Annotated in this window: 16 protein-coding genes; 7 read left to right on the top strand and 9 right to left on the bottom strand. The window is 68.9% G+C overall.

Annotation, left to right across the window (positions count from 1 at the left end; translation table 11 throughout):
• Positions 1-17: 17 nt before the first annotated feature.
• From ACWF62_RS19660 to ACWF62_RS19630, 7 genes are all read right to left on the bottom strand, one after another.
• Positions 18-1,274: a hypothetical protein gene (locus ACWF62_RS19660; RefSeq protein ID WP_452631103.1), complete on the bottom strand. Its 1,257-nt coding sequence runs from the start codon at positions 1,272-1,274 to the stop codon at positions 18-20.
• On the bottom strand, positions 1,268-1,819 hold the full coding sequence (locus ACWF62_RS19655) for a Cif family virulence factor (RefSeq protein WP_378506719.1): 552 nt from the start codon (positions 1,817-1,819) through the stop codon (positions 1,268-1,270). The genes ACWF62_RS19660 and ACWF62_RS19655 overlap by 7 nt, the downstream gene beginning before the upstream one ends.
• 77 nt (positions 1,820-1,896) lie before the next feature.
• Entirely contained in the window at positions 1,897-2,091 is a 195-nt protein-coding gene (locus ACWF62_RS19650; protein WP_378506754.1) for a ferredoxin, read from the bottom strand.
• A 2-nt stretch (positions 2,092-2,093) separates the two neighbouring features.
• Positions 2,094-3,518 carry a cytochrome P450 gene (locus tag ACWF62_RS19645; protein WP_452631102.1) on the bottom strand — a complete coding sequence of 475 codons (1,425 nt, stop codon included), beginning with the start codon at positions 3,516-3,518 and terminating at the stop codon, positions 2,094-2,096.
• On the bottom strand, positions 3,515-4,315 hold the full coding sequence (locus ACWF62_RS19640) for an SDR family oxidoreductase (RefSeq protein ID WP_452631101.1): 801 nt from the start codon (positions 4,313-4,315) through the stop codon (positions 3,515-3,517). The genes ACWF62_RS19645 and ACWF62_RS19640 overlap by 4 nt, the downstream gene beginning before the upstream one ends.
• Positions 4,315-5,532: a cytochrome P450 gene (locus ACWF62_RS19635; protein ID WP_452631099.1), complete on the bottom strand. Its 1,218-nt coding sequence runs from the start codon at positions 5,530-5,532 to the stop codon at positions 4,315-4,317. Before ACWF62_RS19635 ends, ACWF62_RS19640 begins: the two co-directional genes overlap by 1 nt.
• Positions 5,533-5,535: 3 nt before the next feature.
• Complete coding sequence (locus ACWF62_RS19630) at positions 5,536-6,156, bottom strand: TetR/AcrR family transcriptional regulator (RefSeq protein ID WP_378506715.1); 621 nt, start codon at positions 6,154-6,156, stop codon at positions 5,536-5,538.
• Between the two features lie 234 nt (positions 6,157-6,390).
• Between ACWF62_RS19630 and ACWF62_RS19625 the strand changes: the two genes are divergently transcribed.
• The 6 genes from ACWF62_RS19625 (at position 6,391) to ACWF62_RS19600 (ending at position 13,285) form a co-directional block, all read left to right on the top strand.
• Positions 6,391-7,863, top strand: a complete 1,473-nt coding sequence (locus ACWF62_RS19625; protein WP_378506714.1) for an aldehyde dehydrogenase — start codon at positions 6,391-6,393, stop codon at positions 7,861-7,863.
• 63 nt (positions 7,864-7,926) lie between these two features.
• Entirely contained in the window at positions 7,927-8,676 is a 750-nt protein-coding gene (locus ACWF62_RS19620; RefSeq protein WP_378506713.1) for an SDR family oxidoreductase, read from the top strand.
• Positions 8,673-9,584 (top strand): NAD(P)-dependent oxidoreductase, encoded by a 912-nt coding sequence (locus ACWF62_RS19615; RefSeq protein WP_452631096.1) that lies wholly within the window; start codon positions 8,673-8,675, stop codon positions 9,582-9,584. Before ACWF62_RS19620 ends, ACWF62_RS19615 begins: the two co-directional genes overlap by 4 nt.
• A complete protein-coding gene (locus tag ACWF62_RS19610; RefSeq protein WP_378506711.1) occupies positions 9,581-10,030 on the top strand; it encodes a carboxymuconolactone decarboxylase family protein in 450 nt (149 codons plus the stop codon). The genes ACWF62_RS19615 and ACWF62_RS19610 overlap by 4 nt, the downstream gene beginning before the upstream one ends.
• 152 nt (positions 10,031-10,182) lie before the next feature.
• A complete protein-coding gene (locus tag ACWF62_RS19605) occupies positions 10,183-11,652 on the top strand; it encodes an FAD-dependent oxidoreductase (protein WP_378506710.1) in 1,470 nt (489 codons plus the stop codon).
• Between the two features lie 91 nt (positions 11,653-11,743).
• A complete protein-coding gene (locus ACWF62_RS19600) occupies positions 11,744-13,285 on the top strand; it encodes a hypothetical protein (protein ID WP_452631093.1) in 1,542 nt (513 codons plus the stop codon).
• Between the two features lie 21 nt (positions 13,286-13,306).
• On the opposite strand, the gene kstD is transcribed toward ACWF62_RS19600, so the two are convergent.
• The gene (gene kstD / locus ACWF62_RS19595) at positions 13,307-14,992 is read right to left on the bottom strand and encodes a 3-oxosteroid 1-dehydrogenase (protein ID WP_452631091.1); all 1,686 of its coding nucleotides are present in this window, start codon (positions 14,990-14,992) and stop codon (positions 13,307-13,309) included.
• Between the two features lie 29 nt (positions 14,993-15,021).
• Positions 15,022-15,657, bottom strand: coding sequence for a TetR/AcrR family transcriptional regulator (locus ACWF62_RS19590; protein WP_378506707.1), 636 nt, complete (start codon positions 15,655-15,657; stop codon positions 15,022-15,024).
• Between the two features lie 188 nt (positions 15,658-15,845).
• On the opposite strand from ACWF62_RS19590, the gene ACWF62_RS19585 reads away from it, so the two are divergent.
• Positions 15,846-16,030, top strand: a 185-nt coding sequence (locus ACWF62_RS19585; protein WP_452631089.1) for a hypothetical protein, incomplete at its 3' end; no start/stop codon positions are given.

Genomic DNA, 16,030 nt, shown 5'->3' with positions numbered 1-16,030 from the left:
TCGTCGGATGTGGGCGCTCACACTACATAGAGCGGCAGGGGAATTCCGCGATCTTCGAAAACAAAGGCGGCACCGGTGCTGACCTTGGTGATCGCCACCTCAACGCACTCCGGTGCTGACTCGTCGGTGAGGTCGACGGTGACCAGCAGCCCCGAGGCCTCCTCGCCGAGGACCCGGACCGTGAAGCGCGGGTTCACCCCACGCACCAGCGCCTGCAACGGCTCGAGGTGGGCCCCGTCGATGAGGGTCGGCCAGCCGCCGTCGGTGTCGACCGGTCCGCCGCGGCCCAGCCACAGGTCCAGCCGTGTTCCGTCGAACCGGATCTCGCTGTGCACGTACTGTTTCGGCGCCAGCAGCGGATGCACCGACAGCACGGTGGCCAGTCCCTCCAGGTCGTCGGGCAGCCCCAACGCGTCTCGGATCCGCCGCGCGGCGACCCCGGCGATTCCGGTCAGTTGCTTGCGGGTGATGTCGGCGGCAGCGTCCGCGTCGGCCCGCTTGCGCACCGCGAGCTGGAACCCGAGCACGAGCAGGTGCTGCTGCAGGCACACCTCCTCGGCGATCCGCACCAGCGTCGACCGGGAGAAGTCGGCGAACCGCAGGTCCGACAGGAGTGGCCCCGAATAGTCGTGTGCCCCTTCGTCGGAGTGGTCGATCGGGGTGAGCTCGAGGGCGTATGCCTCGGTGCGTCCGATCTGCTCGGTGTGTGGTTCCATCACCGGCGGGACGTGCGCGTCGTCGATGATCACCGTCCACGCGCAGTGCGGATGCCGGTCCGCTGGCCTGCGCGGCGGCCGGTGAATCGGACGCACCTGGGCGTGCGGGTTGGTCGCCAGCGCGGTCGCGTCGAAGGTCGGGTCCTCGATGTCGTGGCACATCGCGGTGACGTACTCGTCGCCGAGCGGCTCGACGTCCATCAGCGCCCCGCAGTGGTCCAGCCAGAACTCGCCGCGGCGCGGAGTGTCCACCCGATACCGGAAGTCCATGAACTGCGGCGGTGCGCCGATGTCGAGCTGCAGTCCCTTGAAGATGGTCACCACGTCGTCGCCCTCGTAGCCGAGCGCCCGCTGCATCCGCCGGGTGTACCAGGGGCTCGACGCCTGCCATTCCTCGATCGCGACCTGCGCCATGCCGTCCCGGCCGAACCGGGCGATCAGGTGTGCCATGCCGGACCGGTCGATCAGCTGCCCGCACAGCAGAAGCTCGGGCACCACGGTGGCGAGGTCCGCGCGGGAAAGCGCCTCGAACGACCGCCTCGCCTCGGTGCTCACCACAGCGGCACCGGCGCGGTGCCGACCCGGTACCAGCCCGGCAGTTCCTTGCCGGACACCGAGCGCTGGATCCGGCCCTGCATGCCCGTCGACAGCGCGTTGTCCTTGATCATCTCCATGAACAGCGCGGACACGTTCCCGAAGTCGAAGAAGTCGCGCTGCCAGGACCATTGGAAGTTGCCGCCGTAGCGGAACCAGCTGCCGCCGATGCCGTACACGGAGTAGTTGCCGCCGTCGGCGCGGGTGGCATCGGCGACCTGCTTCCACAGCCCGATCACGTTGCCGCTGCGCTCGTCGACGACGAACTCCTGGTACGGGTATTGCCAGCCGTCGAGCCCCTGCATCTCGAGGCCGAGCGCGACCTCGCGGATCTCGTCCCGCCCGACGGCCATGAAGTCCTGCTTGGGGCCGTAGTTCCAGCCGTAGGTGGCGTCGTCGGTGTAGAAGTCGGCCAACGGCGTCCAGTCGCCCGCGGCCTCGGCGCTCTTGTTTCCGTCCACCCAGCGCTGCACCATCTCGTCGAGTTCGGCGCGGTCGAATCCGGTCATGCTCTCTCTCCTCGAAGTCTCGTCGTGCGGATGTTGCTCGGTACGGGGTCGACCGGGCGGGGGCGCGGTCGGGGTGCTCAGTCGGGTGTGACCCGCAGCGCCCGCGTCGGGCAGTAGCGGATCGCGTTCTCCACATCGCCGCGCAACGATTCGGGCGGGGTCGGGTCGAGAATCTCGACGGTTCCCCGCTTCGGCACCGTGAACACGTCCGGCGCCTCCATCTCGCAGGCGGCATGCCCCTGGCACAGATCCGGGTCCACCTCGACGCGCATCGTCATGCCTCGCTCGGGCTGTGCGAGACCGGGAGTCCGGTCTCGGTGGGCGCCGCCGCCGCGCCTGCCGGAACGCGACCGGGGCGCCTGCGGTAGCGCACCGTGCACGGCTGCTGCAGCTGGACCACCATCTTGCTGTGATCGTTGCGGTAACTGTCCGCGGGTTGCGCCATCTCGAACTCAAAGTCCCGCAACAGGATTGAAAATATCGCCTTCAACTGCATCTGCGCGAAGGCGGCACCGACGCACCGATGCCTGCCCGCACCGAACGGGATCCAGGTCCACCGGTTAACGATGTCCTCCTGATTCGGGTCGAGGTAGCGACCCGGATCGAACCGGTCCGGGTTCGGGAAGTCCTCGGCGATCCGGTTCGAGATCGCCGGGGTCGCGGCAACGAGATCGCCCTCGTCGATCGCGAAGCCGCCGACCTCGAAGTCGCCGCGGGCGACCCGGAGCAGGAGGATCAGCGGCGGATGCAGCCGCAGGGTCTCCTTGATCACCGCCTCCAGCACCGGGATCTGCCGCAGCGCGTGGAAACTGATGTCGGCGCCGTCGGAGTACAGCTCGTCGAGTTCGGTGGTGACCCGCTCCATCGTCTCCGGATGCCGGAGCAACTCGATCAACGACCAGGCGGCGGTCCCGGAGGTGGTGTGGTGACCGGCGAACATCATCGAGATGAAGATGCCGGTGATCTCGTCGGCGGAGAAGCGCAGGTTGCCATCCTCGTCGCGGACCGAGACCAGGACGTCGAGCATGTCCCGGTCCTCCCTGCCGACGGGCGGGTGCGCGATCCGTCCGGTCATGATCTCCTGCACCAACTCGACGAGGGCCAGCCGGGCCGCGTCCCGCCTGCGGAAGCTCTCGATCGGCGCGTACGGGTCGACGAACGCGATCGCGTCGGTGCCCTGCTCCAGCTCGTGGTAGAGCCTGGCGAAGCGGTCGTCCAGCTGGTCGCGGAACTTCTTGCCGATCAGGCACGCCGAGGAGGTGTAGATGGTCAGCTCGGCGAAGAACTCGAGCAGGTCGATCTCGCCGTCGTCGCCCCAGCCAGCGACCATGTTCTCGACCTCGACGCCGATCGTCGTCGCGTGTCCCTTCATCTGCTCACCGCGCAACGCCGAGTTGTGCAGCATCTCCTTGCGGCGCTCGGGGCTGGCGTCAAAGACCACACCCTCGCCGAAGATCGGCTTCATGAACGGGTAGGCGGCCTGCTGGTCGAGGTCCTCGTCGTCGGAACGGAAGAAGAACTCGTTGGCCTCGGCGCCGGAGAGCAGCACCACGGTCTTGTCGACGAGCCGGAAGGTGCCGACGTCGCCGCACTGCTCCCGCACCCGGCGCATCAGGGCGATCGGATCGGTCCGCAGTTCCTCGAGGTGGCCGTGTTCGTGTTCGCCGCCGGACACCCGGGGCGGGGTGGGGAGTGTCATCGGTCGGTCTCCTCTGCGCTGACGGGGGCGAGGGGCGCTTCCGGCTGCACCTCGACCAGGACGAGGTGGGCGCCGCGCGGGGCGCTCACCACGGCGACAATGGCGTTTGCCATGTCGGAGGCGCGCAGGAAGTAGCCGTGCCTGGCGAAGCCCCACCTGGTCCACAGCTCCGCGACCGGGGCGAGGATCTCGGGTGTCGAGTCCATGCCCATCCCCGTGAACGTCGGTCCGGGCCGGACGATCGATGCTCGAATCCCAGTGCCCTCCAGCTCCATCCGCATCTGCCGCCCCATCGCCTCGAGGCCTGCCTTTGCCGCGTCGTAGGCACCCATTCCGGGCCGTTGCCGGTCCGCACAGTCCGAGCCGATGAGCACGAAGTCCCCGCGGCGTCGCGCCCGCATGCCGGGCAGCACCCGGTGCGCCAGCCGCTGCGCACCGACTAGGTGCACATCGATCTGCTTGGCGAACCGCACCGGGTCCATCTCGTCGGCCATCCCGAACTCAAGGTCACCGGCACCGGAGACGACGATCTCGGCCGGACCGATCGCCGCCTCGGCCGCCGTGACGAAGGCGTCAACGGAGTCGTTGTCGGTCACGTCGAGGAGGTGCGCGAACGCCTCTCCCCCGTTGCTCCGGATCTTTTCGGCGATCGCCTCGGTCTGCGCAACCCGGCGAGCACCGAGCGCGACGGGGTGACCGAGTTCGGCGAGCGCGTAGGCGGTCGCCTCACCGATCCCGGAGGATGCGCCACTGATCAGGGCTGGTCTGCGGTCGGGGTTGGGTTCGAAACGGGGCATCAGCGCACCTGCACCTTCACCGGCAGGGCCGCGAAGCCCCGCACGTTCGTCGAATGGACACGTTCGATTCCGGACGCGTCGACGTCGTAGGCCCGAACCTGCCGAGCGAACTCCGCCAGCGCGATGTTCGCCTCGAGTCGCGCCAGGTGCGCACCGAGGCAGAAGTGCACGCCGCCACCGAAACTCGCCAACCTGGTGGAGGCGCCGCGACCGATCAGGAACTCGTCGGCGTCCTCGAACACCTCGTCGTCGCGGTTGGCCGAGCCGATCAGCAGCAGCACCTTCTCCCCGGCGGGCACCACCGCGCCGTGATACTCGAGGTCGACGGCGCTGGTGCGGGCAACGATCTGACTGGAAGTGTCGTAGCGGAGGGTCTCCTCCACCCAGTCGGGGACCCGATCCGGATTGCCGAGGACCGGCGCGACCTGATCCGGATGCCGTGCACCCCAGTACAGCGCGTTCCCGAGCAATTTGGTTGTGGTCTCGTTGCCCGCCACGACCATCAGGAACATGAACCCCAGGATCTCCTGGTCGGTCAGCTTGTCGCCATCGATCTCGGCGTCGAGCAGTGCCGAGGTGAGGTCCTCGGTGCGTGAGCGCCTGCGTTCGGCGATCATGTCCTTGTAGTAGGTCATCAGCGCCATCGAGGACTCCACCGCAGCCTGCGGGACGTCCAGCACGCCATCCTCGCGGTGCACCACCAGGTCCGCCATCCGGCGCAGTTCGGTGCGGTCGGCCTGCGGCACCCCCAGTAGCTCGGAGATCACGTCCATCGGCAGCCGTCCGGCGACCTCGGCGATCCAATCGAACTCGCCGGCGGCGAGGGCCGGATCCAGGTACTGCCTGGCAAGTTCGTGGATCCGGCCGTCGAGTTCGGCGACGCGCCGCGGCGTGAAGCCGCGGGACACCAGCTGCCGCAGCCGCATGTGCCGGGGATCGTCCATCGCGAGAAACGACATCACCAGGTGGGCGTGCGGACCGTACGCCGCCGGGTCGAGCGAGACGCCGTTGGCGCTCGAGAGCCGGGTGTTGTCCTTGAACGCCTCCATCACGTCAGCGTGCCGGGACAACGCCCAGAACCCGAGGTCGGTGTTGTGGTACAGCGGCGACTCCTCGCGCAGGCGCCGGTAGGTCGGGTACGGGTCGTCGTGGAAGTGGTAGTCGTACGGGTTGAACACCAGCGGGTCGAGCAGGGTCGCGCCGTTCGAATCCGTCATGCGTTACTCCAATATCATTGTGGCGGAACGCTCCAGTCGGTCGGCGAGGTCCGCGTAGGACCCGTAGCCCATCCCGGCCCTGAGCAGCGCTCCGGCGTAGAGAAGTTCGAGGGTTTCGAGCACATCGGGGTCGGGGTCGCGGCCGGACGGGGTCGACTCGTCCCCGCGGAGCGCGTCGAGGAGGCGGTCGCGGATCTCGATGCCGATCCGCACCCGCAGGTGCTCCACGTCCGGGTCGCCGCCGAGCAGGGCATTGGTCACGGCAGCCGAGAGTCCGGGTTCGTCGGCGAGCAGCAGCGCGATGTCACGCAGGACGGCGACCACGCGGCCGGTTCGATCGTGGCCGTCGGTCGCCGGACGCGGCGACCGCGAGAGTCGCCGCCAGAACACCTCGGCGACGAGGTGCTCCTTCGACGAGAAGTAGGTGTACGCGGTCGCGGGCCCGACACCGGCACGGGCCGCGACCGCGCGGACGGTGAGGCCAGCGAAGTCCTCCTCCCGCAGGACGTCGACCGCCGCGACGCACAGGCGGTCGACGGTGTCCGCCTGCTTGGGGGTGAGGCGGCGGCGGGTTGACTCGAAACTGCTGGGAACGCGATCACTACTAGACACGTGTCCAGACATTACTACAGTTCGCGAAGCGCAACCATCGCCCCGGACAGCCAGCCGCACCGTGTCGCACGCGATCATCGCTGACCGGCATCGCCGGTCGCGCAGCCGAACGAACCCGGCCCGAGTCATACGCGCCATGACCGAACTCCCTTCTATGCGACGAGCGGAGATGTGCCCGAAACCCGTTGCACGCGACATTTGTGCAAACTATAGTCCAGACACCTGTCCAGAAAGGAGTTTTGCGCAATGACGCTTCGACCTTCCGACAGCTCGGCACTGCTCGTCGACGGCAAGCTGATTCCCGGATCCGGCGGCACCTTCGAGATCGTCAATCCCGCAACCGAGGAGATCGTCGGCCGCGCCGCGGAGGCCACCGCCGCCGACATGGACGCGGCGATCGCGGCCGCACGCACGGCCTTCGACACCACCAACTGGTCCCGCGACCACGCCTTCCGCGCCCACTGCCTCCGCCAACTCCGCGACGCGCTGCAGTCGCACCTTGAGGAACTGCGCGAGATCACCATCGCCGAGGTCGGTGCGCCCGCCATGCTGACCAACGGGCCGCAGCTCGCCGGGCCGATCGAGGACCTGCGGTACTGGGCCGATCTCGCCGAAAACTATGCGTGGGAGCAGGATCTCGGCAGTGCAACCCCGATGGGCATCCCCACCCACCGCCGCCTGCTCAAGGAGGCGATCGGCGTGGTCGGCGCGATCACCCCGTGGAACTTCCCGCACCAGATCAACTTCGCCAAGCTCGGCCCGGCCCTCGCCGCGGGCAACACGGTGGTCCTCAAGCCTGCCCCCGACACGCCGTGGTGCGCGGCCCTGGTCGGCACGGTGATCGCCGAGGAGACCGACATCCCGCCCGGCGTCGTCAACATCGTCACCTCCACCGACCACCGGCTCGGCGAGCAACTGTGCACCGATCCCCGCGTCGACCTGATCTCGTTCACCGGGTCCACCGGCACCGGCCGCGCGGTGATGGCGGCGGCCTCACGGTCGCTGAAGAAGGTGTTCCTCGAACTCGGGGGCAAGTCCGCGTTCATCGTCCTCGACGACGCCGACATCGCGGGCGCCAGTTCCTACGCCGCGTTCTCGGTCGCCGTGCACGCCGGCCAGGGCTGTGCGCTGTGCACCCGGCTGCTGGTGCCCCGCGAACGGTACGACGAGGCGGTCGCGGCCGCGGCGCGGGCAATGGCCGGGGTCGGCACCGGCGACCCCACCGACCCCGGCACCGTGTGCGGCCCGCTGATCTCCGCGAAGCAACGCGACCGGGTCGAGGGCTACCTGAGGCTGGCCGTGGAGGAGGGCGGCACCGTCGTCACCGGCGGCGGGCGGCTCGCCTCCCTGGAACGCGGCTTCTTCATCGAACCGACTCTCATCGCCGGCCTGGACAACTCGTCAAGGGTTGCGCAGGAGGAGGTCTTCGGCCCGGTCCTGGTGGTGCTGCCGCACGATGGTGACGACGACGCGATCCGGATCGCGAACGACTCCCCCTACGGACTGTCCGGGGCGGTGTGGGGCACCGACCCCGATCGCATCGACCGGGTTGTCAGCGGCGTTCGCACCGGCACCCTCGGCGTCAACGGCGGCCTCTGGTACTCCGCCGACGCCCCGTTCGGCGGCTACAAGCAGTCCGGCATCGGCCGCGAGATGGGCGTCGCTGGCTTCGAGGAGTACCTCGAGACCAAGCTCGTCGCCTATCCCGCCACCACCTGAGCGGATCCACCCGCTCCACTCAGCTCGGCCACTCGAACTCGACCAGAAAGCAGGACATTTCACATGGGACGTTTCGACGGACGCACCGCGATCGTCACCGGTGCGGCACAGGGCATCGGCGAGGGGTACGCGAAGGCGCTGGCCGCGGACGGGGCCAACGTGGTGGTCGCCGACCTCAACGCAGAACTCGGTGAGCAGGTCGCCAAGCAGATCGGAGCCGACGGCGGCTCGGCGATCTTCGTACAGGTCGATGTCGCCGACGGCGCGTCGGCGCAGGCCCTGGCCGACGCGACGATCGCGAGGTTCGGCGGCATCGACCACCTGGTCAACAACGCCGCGATCTACGGCGGGATGAAGATCGATTCACTGCTGACCGTGGACTGGGACTACTACCGTCGGTTCATGTCGGTGAACATGGATGGCGCGCTGCAGGTCTGCCGGGCGGTGGTCCCGCACATGCGCGCAACCGGCGGCTCGATCGTCAACCAGTCCTCCACCGCCGCATGGACCTACTCCAACTACTACGGTCTGGCCAAGGCGGGCATCAACAGCCTCACCCAGCAGTTGGCGACCGAACTCGGCTGGTCAAAGATTCGGATCAACGCGATCGCCCCCGGCCCGATCGACACCGAAGCCACCCGGACGTCCACACCACAGGCCATCGTCGCCGACATGGTGAAACGGATCCCGCTGCAGCGGATGGGCACTCCCGAGGACCTCACCGGCCTGTGCCTGTTCCTGCTGTCCGACGAGGCGAGCTGGATCAGCGGCCAGATCTTCAACGTCGACGGCGGACAGGTGTACCGGTCATGAGCACGGGCACGCCGAACGCAACGGCGGTGACCGTCGGATACATCGGTCTCGGCAACATGGGTGCGCCGATGGCGAAGCGATTGCTGGACTGGCCGGGCGGGCTGGTGGTGTGCGACGCCCGCCCCGAGGCCGTGGAACCGTTCGTCGCCGACGGGGCCGCCGCGGCCGCCACCCCGGCCGCCGTCGCTGCGCAGGCCACGGTGATCTCGGTGACCGTCCTCGACGACACCCAGGTCCGCGACGTCGTCACCGGCCAGGACGGCATCCTGTCCACCGCAACGCCCGGCACCGTCGTCGCGGTGCACTCGACGATTGCGGACACCACCGCGGTGGAGTTGGCGCAGGCCTGCCTGCAGGCGGGGGTGCATCTGGTGGACGCCCCGATCAGCGGCGGCGCGATGGGCGCCAAGCAGGGTCGGCTCGCGGTCATGGTCGGTGGCACCGAGGAGGCGTTCGAGGCGGTGCGCGAACCCTTCGCCCGGTTCGCCGAACTGGTCGTGCGGGCGGGCGAGGTCGGCGCGGGTACCCGCATGAAACTGGCCCGCAATCTTCTGCACTTCATCTCGTTCACCGCGGCCACCGAGGCGCAGCGGCTTGCCGAGGCGGCGGGCCTGGATATACGTGAGCTCGGGAAGGTGGTGCGGCACACCGACGCGATCACCGGCGGGCCCGGCGCGATCATGCTCCGCGACACCACCGCACGGGTCGCCGAATCGGACGGGTGGTACTCGATTCTCGGGCACGTCCGCACCCTCGGAGAGAAGGACCTGTCGCTCGCGCTCGATCTCGGCGATCGGCTCGACGTCGACCTGCCACTCGCCACCGCCGCGCTCACCGGACTCGGTCCCGGGCTCGGGGTGGGTCCCGGCACCCTCGCCCAATCCGCACCATCGAAGGAGCCCGCATGAGCGAGAACGGAAACGCAGCCGACGGCGTCACCAGTGAGGCCCGGCGTCGCGGTGTCGCGATGATGAACCAGGTCTACGGGTGGGAGATGCCCGCCGACGTGCCCGGCGACTTCTTCGCCGTCACCGCCGATCACCTGTTCGCCGATATCTGGACCCGCCAGGGACTGAGCCTGCGCGACCGACGCCTGCTGCTGCTCGGCGCGATCGCGGCACAGGGGCAGACGGAGGTCGCGAAGATTCAAATCAACGCGGCGATCGGAAACGAGGAGCTGACCGAGCAGCAGGTGGAGGAGGCCGCGATCTTCCTCTGCCACTACGTGGGCTGGCCGCTGGGGACCGGACTGAACAACGCCCTGATCTCGGTGAAGTCGGATCGACGGAAGGCCGCCCGGGCCGCGGAGAAGGCGGCGGCCGCACAGGCCGCCGAAAACGGTTCCGCTCCGTAACGCAATTCGGCCCCGAACCCCACCCGGACCGGAAATACTGCTCTGATGCGCGTCTCCGCCGCCCGTGCGTGATTTTTCTCCCCACTTGGGTGGAAACCCCGCCCAGTGCGGGGACCCGCACACTGCACCCGACACGAAGGACCCGATCACCCATGGCCGAGGCCACCCCCATCCGTCCCCTGCCCGCATCGAGCATCGACACCTGGCACCACGAGGCCGACGTGGTGATCGCCGGCTACGGCATCGCCGGGGTCAGCGCCGCGATCGAGGCCGCCCGCGCGGGCGCCGACGTCCTGGTCCTCGAGCGGACCAGCGGATGGGGTGGGGCGGCCGCCCTTGCCGGCGGGTTCATCTATCTCGGTGGCGGCACCCCGCTGCAGAAGGCCCTCGGGTTCGACGACACCCCCGAGAACATGAAGGCGTTCATGATGGCCGCCCTCGGCCCTGGCGCCGACGAGGAGAAGATCACCGACTACTGCGACGGCAGCGTCGACCACTACAACTGGCTGGTCGAGAACGGGGTGCCGTTCAAGGAGAGCTTCTATGGCCAGCCCGGCTGGGAGACCCCGTTCGACGACGGCCTGATGTACTCCGGCGGCGAGAACGCCGCGCCGTTCAACACCGTCGCCGCCCCCGCGCCGCGGGGGCACGTCCCGCAGATGACGGGCAAGCGGACCGGCGAGAAGGGCGGCGGCTACATGCTGATGAAGCCGCTCGTCGAGACCGCCGAGAAGCTCGGCGTCACCGCCGAGTACGACATGCGCGTGCAGCGACTCATCACCGACGAGTCCGGCCGCGTCGTGGGCATCGTCGCCAAGCAGTACGGCAAGGAGCTCGCGATCCGGGCGCGTCGCGGCGTCGTCCTCGCCACCGGCAGCTTCGCCTACAACAAGGAGATGGTGCAGAATTACGCACCGCGGCTGATCGGCAAGCCGGGCGCGTCCATCGAGGAGCACGACGGCAAGGCCATCCAGATGGCGCAGGCAATCGGTGCCGACCTCTCCCACATGGACGCCACCGAGGTCGCGTTCTTCGGTGATCCGCAGCTGATGGCCCGCGGCATCCTCGTCAACGGCCGCGGTCAGCGCTACGTCAACGAGGACACCTACCCGGGGCGGATCGGACAGGAAACGTTGCTGCGCAACGGAAACCAGGCGTATCTGATCATCGACGAGGCGGCATATGAGGAGGGTTGCGCAGGCGACAGCTCCACTCCGTACTTCCGCTTCCAGCCGAAGTGGGTTGCCGAGACCGTCGAGGAACTCGAATCCGAGATGGGCTTGCCCGCGGGCACCCTGCAGTCGACGGTCGAGGTGTACAACCGGCACGCCGCGAACGGCGAGGATCCGGTCCTCGGGAAGAAGCCGGAATGGTGCAAGCCGATCGGCTCCCCCATCGCCGCACTGGATCTGCGCAACTGCACCGCGGGCTTCACCCTCGGCGGCCTGCGCACCACGATCAACTCCGAGGTCCTGCACGTCTCCGGTGAGCCGATCCCCGGCCTGTTCGCCGCCGGGCGCTGCACATCCGGGGTGTGCGCGGGCGGGTACGCGTCCGGAACCTCGCTCGGCGATGGCAGCTTCTACGGCCGCCGCGCGGGCATCTCGGCGGCGAAGGGCTGACCGCTTTGGGGTGGCCCGTGCGGATCACCGGCCACCCCGAAGCGCTCGATGCTGGTAGCGTCGCCGGCATGTCCACCGCGCAGAAAGGCTCATGACGGGCCGTCGCACTCTCGCCGTCGAGGTTGAGAACCTCGCCATCGAGGACGGCGAGGCCCCGCTCCCCCGGGTCGGGTCGGTCATCGCACTGTCGCTCAGGTTTGTCGAGCTCCCACCCGCCACCGATGACGTGGTGACGATGTGCGCTCCGCTGGAACCTGATCCGGGACCCCCTATCCAGGCGTACGCCGGCGAGGACACCCCACGGCGCACGCAGTGGTCGGGGCTGCTCCGCGGGGACGGCTGGACGGCGTCCTGGCGCGGCTTCCGTCCCCGCACCGGGCAGGTCGAACTCACCGGCCGCTTCCACTGCGTCCTCGGCGACGACGCCGGACGCGTGCGGGGGCGCGTCACCCGGGTTCGGATCGTGAGCGAGCGCTTTCGACGCCGACCCGGACCCGGTACCGCATGGAACATGTCGGCGGGGCACCGGAGACTCCGGGACGTCGACGTCTCGCCGCGGTTCTTCGACCGTGAGGCGCTGTACGCGCAGGACCGGGACGAGGCGGACTCCGATGTCGGCGTGTTGATCGACCTCGATCTCGACGACGTGCCCACGCTGCCGACCCGACCGAGCATCGTCCCCGGCGGCGTCTCGGCGGCTGGCGGACGGCTGTGGGTGTCGGACTGCACCCTGCCCGTAGTGGTGAGCATCGACCGTGACCGCACCGTTCGTGAACACGTGCTGCCCGCACCGATCGGCCCGTCCCGCCGCGTCTGGGCGACACCGACGGGCTGCTGGGTCGGCGGCCGCGACGGCCTCTTCCGGTGTGCCGACGACGCGGAGCCACGTCGCGTCGGTGACGGGGCAGCACACACGGCAGTAGTCCTGGGCGACGCGCTGCTGGTGTGCCGAGCGGAGGGCGCTTGGGTGCTGCACCGACCGGACGCCGACCCCGTCGAGATTGACGCTCCGCATGGCCATGTCGCCGCGATCGCCAGCGACAGGGCGGTGGCCATTGCCGCTGTTGCACTGGATAATTCGACTATCCGACTCGTTCGGGTCGACCCGACCGGCGCGGCGACGATCGGTCCGGAACTGCGGCACTCCGGACGGAGCAGCCGCCTGTTCCTCGCCGGATCACCGTCACTCCTCTTCCTGGGCGACCACGCGGTGCCGGTGCTTCCGGACCTGACGCTCGGAACGCCGCGACGGCTGCCCAGCACGGTGATGGTCGGCGGACAGGTCGGGCCGTACGCGTGGACCGTCAATCACCCACCGGACGGGTCGGGACGATCGGGATGGTGGCCGCTGCCCGGTCCGGTGGATTACGACCGCGGGCGACAGTTCTGGCTGTTCACCCTGCTGGACCCGCACACGCTGGAACCGGTTCGCAGCACCCCAATCCTCGCGACCCGGCCATCGGTCACGGTCGACGACGACGGCGCCGTGTGGGTCGTGGCCGAGGGGGTTCGGTCAATCCCCGACGCCACGATGCGGTGGCCGGAGGTGCTCGACGTCGCCGCACTCCTCGATGCATCGCGCAGTCGAGAGCCACGCCCGCCCCGCGACCCCGCCGATCCTGATCCGCCGTGACCGCGTGGCTCCCGGTGGAGATCAGCCGGGCTGCGCGGCGTCGAGCGCGGCGAGGTACCCGAAGACGATCGCCGGTCCAATGGTCGCCCCTGGGCCCGCATAGGTATGTCCCATGACCGGCGCGCTGGTGTTGCCCGCCGCGTAGAGTCCGCCGATCACGGTGCCGTCGGCGTGGAGAACCCTTCCGACGCTGTCGGTTTCCACACCACCCTTGGTTCCGAGGTCACCGGGCACCATCTGCGCCGCGTAGAACGGCGGCTTGGTCAGTTCCCCGAGGCTGGGGTTCGGCCTGTTGGTGATGTCGCCGTAGTAGTGGTCGTAGCGACTCTGCCCGCGGCCGAAGTCGGGGTCGGTGCCCGACCGGGCGTGCGCGTTGAACCGGTCGACGGTACCGGCCAGCGCGTCGGCGGGAATGCCGATTTTCTCGGCCAGCTCACGCATCGAGCCGGCACTGGTGATGACGCCGGACCGCTGCCACGACCGCGGCAGCGGCTGCCTGGCGGGAACGCCTGCGAACATGTAGCGGTTGCGGTACGTCTGGTCGAAGATCAGCCAGGCGGGGAGGTTGTCCGCCGGACCGTCGCCCTGCCCGAAGGGGCCGCCGAACATTCGGTGGGTCGCCTCGACGTAGGGCAGGGATTCGTTCATGAACCGGACGCCGCGGTCGTTGACCATCAGGCTGCGCGGCAACGATCGTTCGGCCAGCGCGAACCACGGTCCGTTCGGCAGCGGGATCGACGGAGCCCACCACGCATCGTCCATGCAGGCGACGGAGGCGCCGATGCTCATGCCCGCGGTGATCCCGTCACCGGTGTTGGTCGGTGCGCCGAGGCTCCACGACGTGTCCACCGGTTCCCGCTGGTATCGCTGCCGCATGACGGTGTTGTGGTCGAACCCACCGCACGCGAGCACGACACCACGCCGGGCGCGGACCGTGGTTGGTCCCGTGCCGTCGTCGACGACGACGCCGATGACGCGGTCACCGTCGGTGACCAGCTCGGTCATCGCGGTGCCCAGCCGCACCGGAACACCGGCGGCGCGCACCCCGAGCATCAGTTGCCCCATCAATGCCGATCCGAGGCCGACCAGCTTCTTCCGTCGGATGCGTCCCATCGCCGTCCTGGCCCCGACTCGCAGCATCCGCTGCGGCCCCCGCCAGTGCCGCAATCCGGTGCTCAGCCAGCGGTAGTCGGACTGCTTGACCACGACGCCGAGCGGGGCCTTGGTGTATGAGGGATGCAGGGTCGCGAGGTCGGCGCCGAGCGCCCTGGCGTCGAAGGGGCGCGGTTCGCAGGACCGTCCGGTGGCGCGGCCACCGGGGGCCTCGGGGAAGTAGTCCGAGTAGCCGTTCACCCATTCGAGGTCGAGCCCCGAGTTCGCGATCAGGAAGTCGAGCGCCTCTGGCCCCCGCTCAAGGTACGTCGCGATCCGGTCGGCGTCGGCGTCGTCGCCGACAATGCTGGTCAGGTAGGTGCGGGCCGCGGCGAGATCGTCGGACGGCGCGTCCCGCCGCAACACCGAGTTGCCCGGGATCCAGACGCCGCCACCGGACCGCGCGGACGATCCGCCCCAGTACTCGGACTTCTCGACGAGCACGGCTTCGAGGCCGTTGCGTGCGGCGGTGATCGCGGCCGCCATCCCCGCCGCACCCGAGCCGACGATGACGAGGTCGACCTCGTCCGTCACGCTGGCGGAATCCTGTGCCATTGTCGTTCCCTCCCTACGTTCGATGTCCATCACGATGTCCTGCTGCGGTTCTTCGACTTCCGTGGCGTCACGATCTGCTGAGTGCTCCATCGCTCACCGAGGACCGCGTCCAGCGCGCCCTCGACGCACACCGGGAGGGACGCGCCCCGGGTGCGTGGGCTGCGCAGCCACCGCAGGTAACCGAACTCGGCGGCGGCGAGCATGAGATGCACGAGCAGGCCGGGGTTGCTGTCGGATTCGGCGTCCCGGCCCATCCGCTGCGCCACCAGGTCGACCAGCCTGGCGCGGTGTTCCGGGGTGATGAGCGCGACGCGATCCAGCAGATGCGGTGCGGTCCGGAAGGCCGCCCGCCATTGCTCGACCTCCGTCGCCGCGAAGGTGGTGGAGCGGGCGAGGATCGACTGCAGGAGTGCAACGTCCGCGGGTTCATCGGCGGGCCGCTGTTCGAGCAGCGAGACGATGCCTGCGCCGCCTTCCCGGACCGGGTCGAGCAGCAGATCCTCCTTGCTGCGCACGTGCCGGAAGTAGGTGCTCGGCGAGATTCCGGCTTCGGCGGCGATCTGATCGGTCGTCACCGCGTCGAACCCGTCGCGGGCGAACAGCACGAACGCGGCCCGCTGGATCTCCGCACGGACCAGCGCCCGCTGACGCTCCCTCAATGACATTGCAGACCTTCCGTCGACACCAAGCATCGGTGCGAGTATCTGCCTATATGACAGTAACTGTCACGCGCCGAGTCACTGCCACGGTGCACCCGCAACCATGCGGATCAGTAGTGAATATTGTTGTGCATCAATCACATCCACACTCGAACACCCTTGCTATCGAACACACATACGAGTAACGTCAAGACATGGACCTCGACGAGCTACTCACCACACCCGACCGGGTACAGGCGTGGCAACTCGACGAAAACACCCTGCTCACACTCATCCCCGAACTCTCCCAACGACTGCGCCAACTCGACGCCCTCCGCGTCCACCTCGTCCACGAGATCGACGAACGCGGCACCACCCACACACTCGGCGCATCCTCCAC

The organism is Rhodococcus sp. NPDC054953 (genome assembly GCF_053609225.1).
Note: the sequence above shows the minus strand (reverse complement) of the source record. Positions and strands in the feature narration are given on the sequence as shown.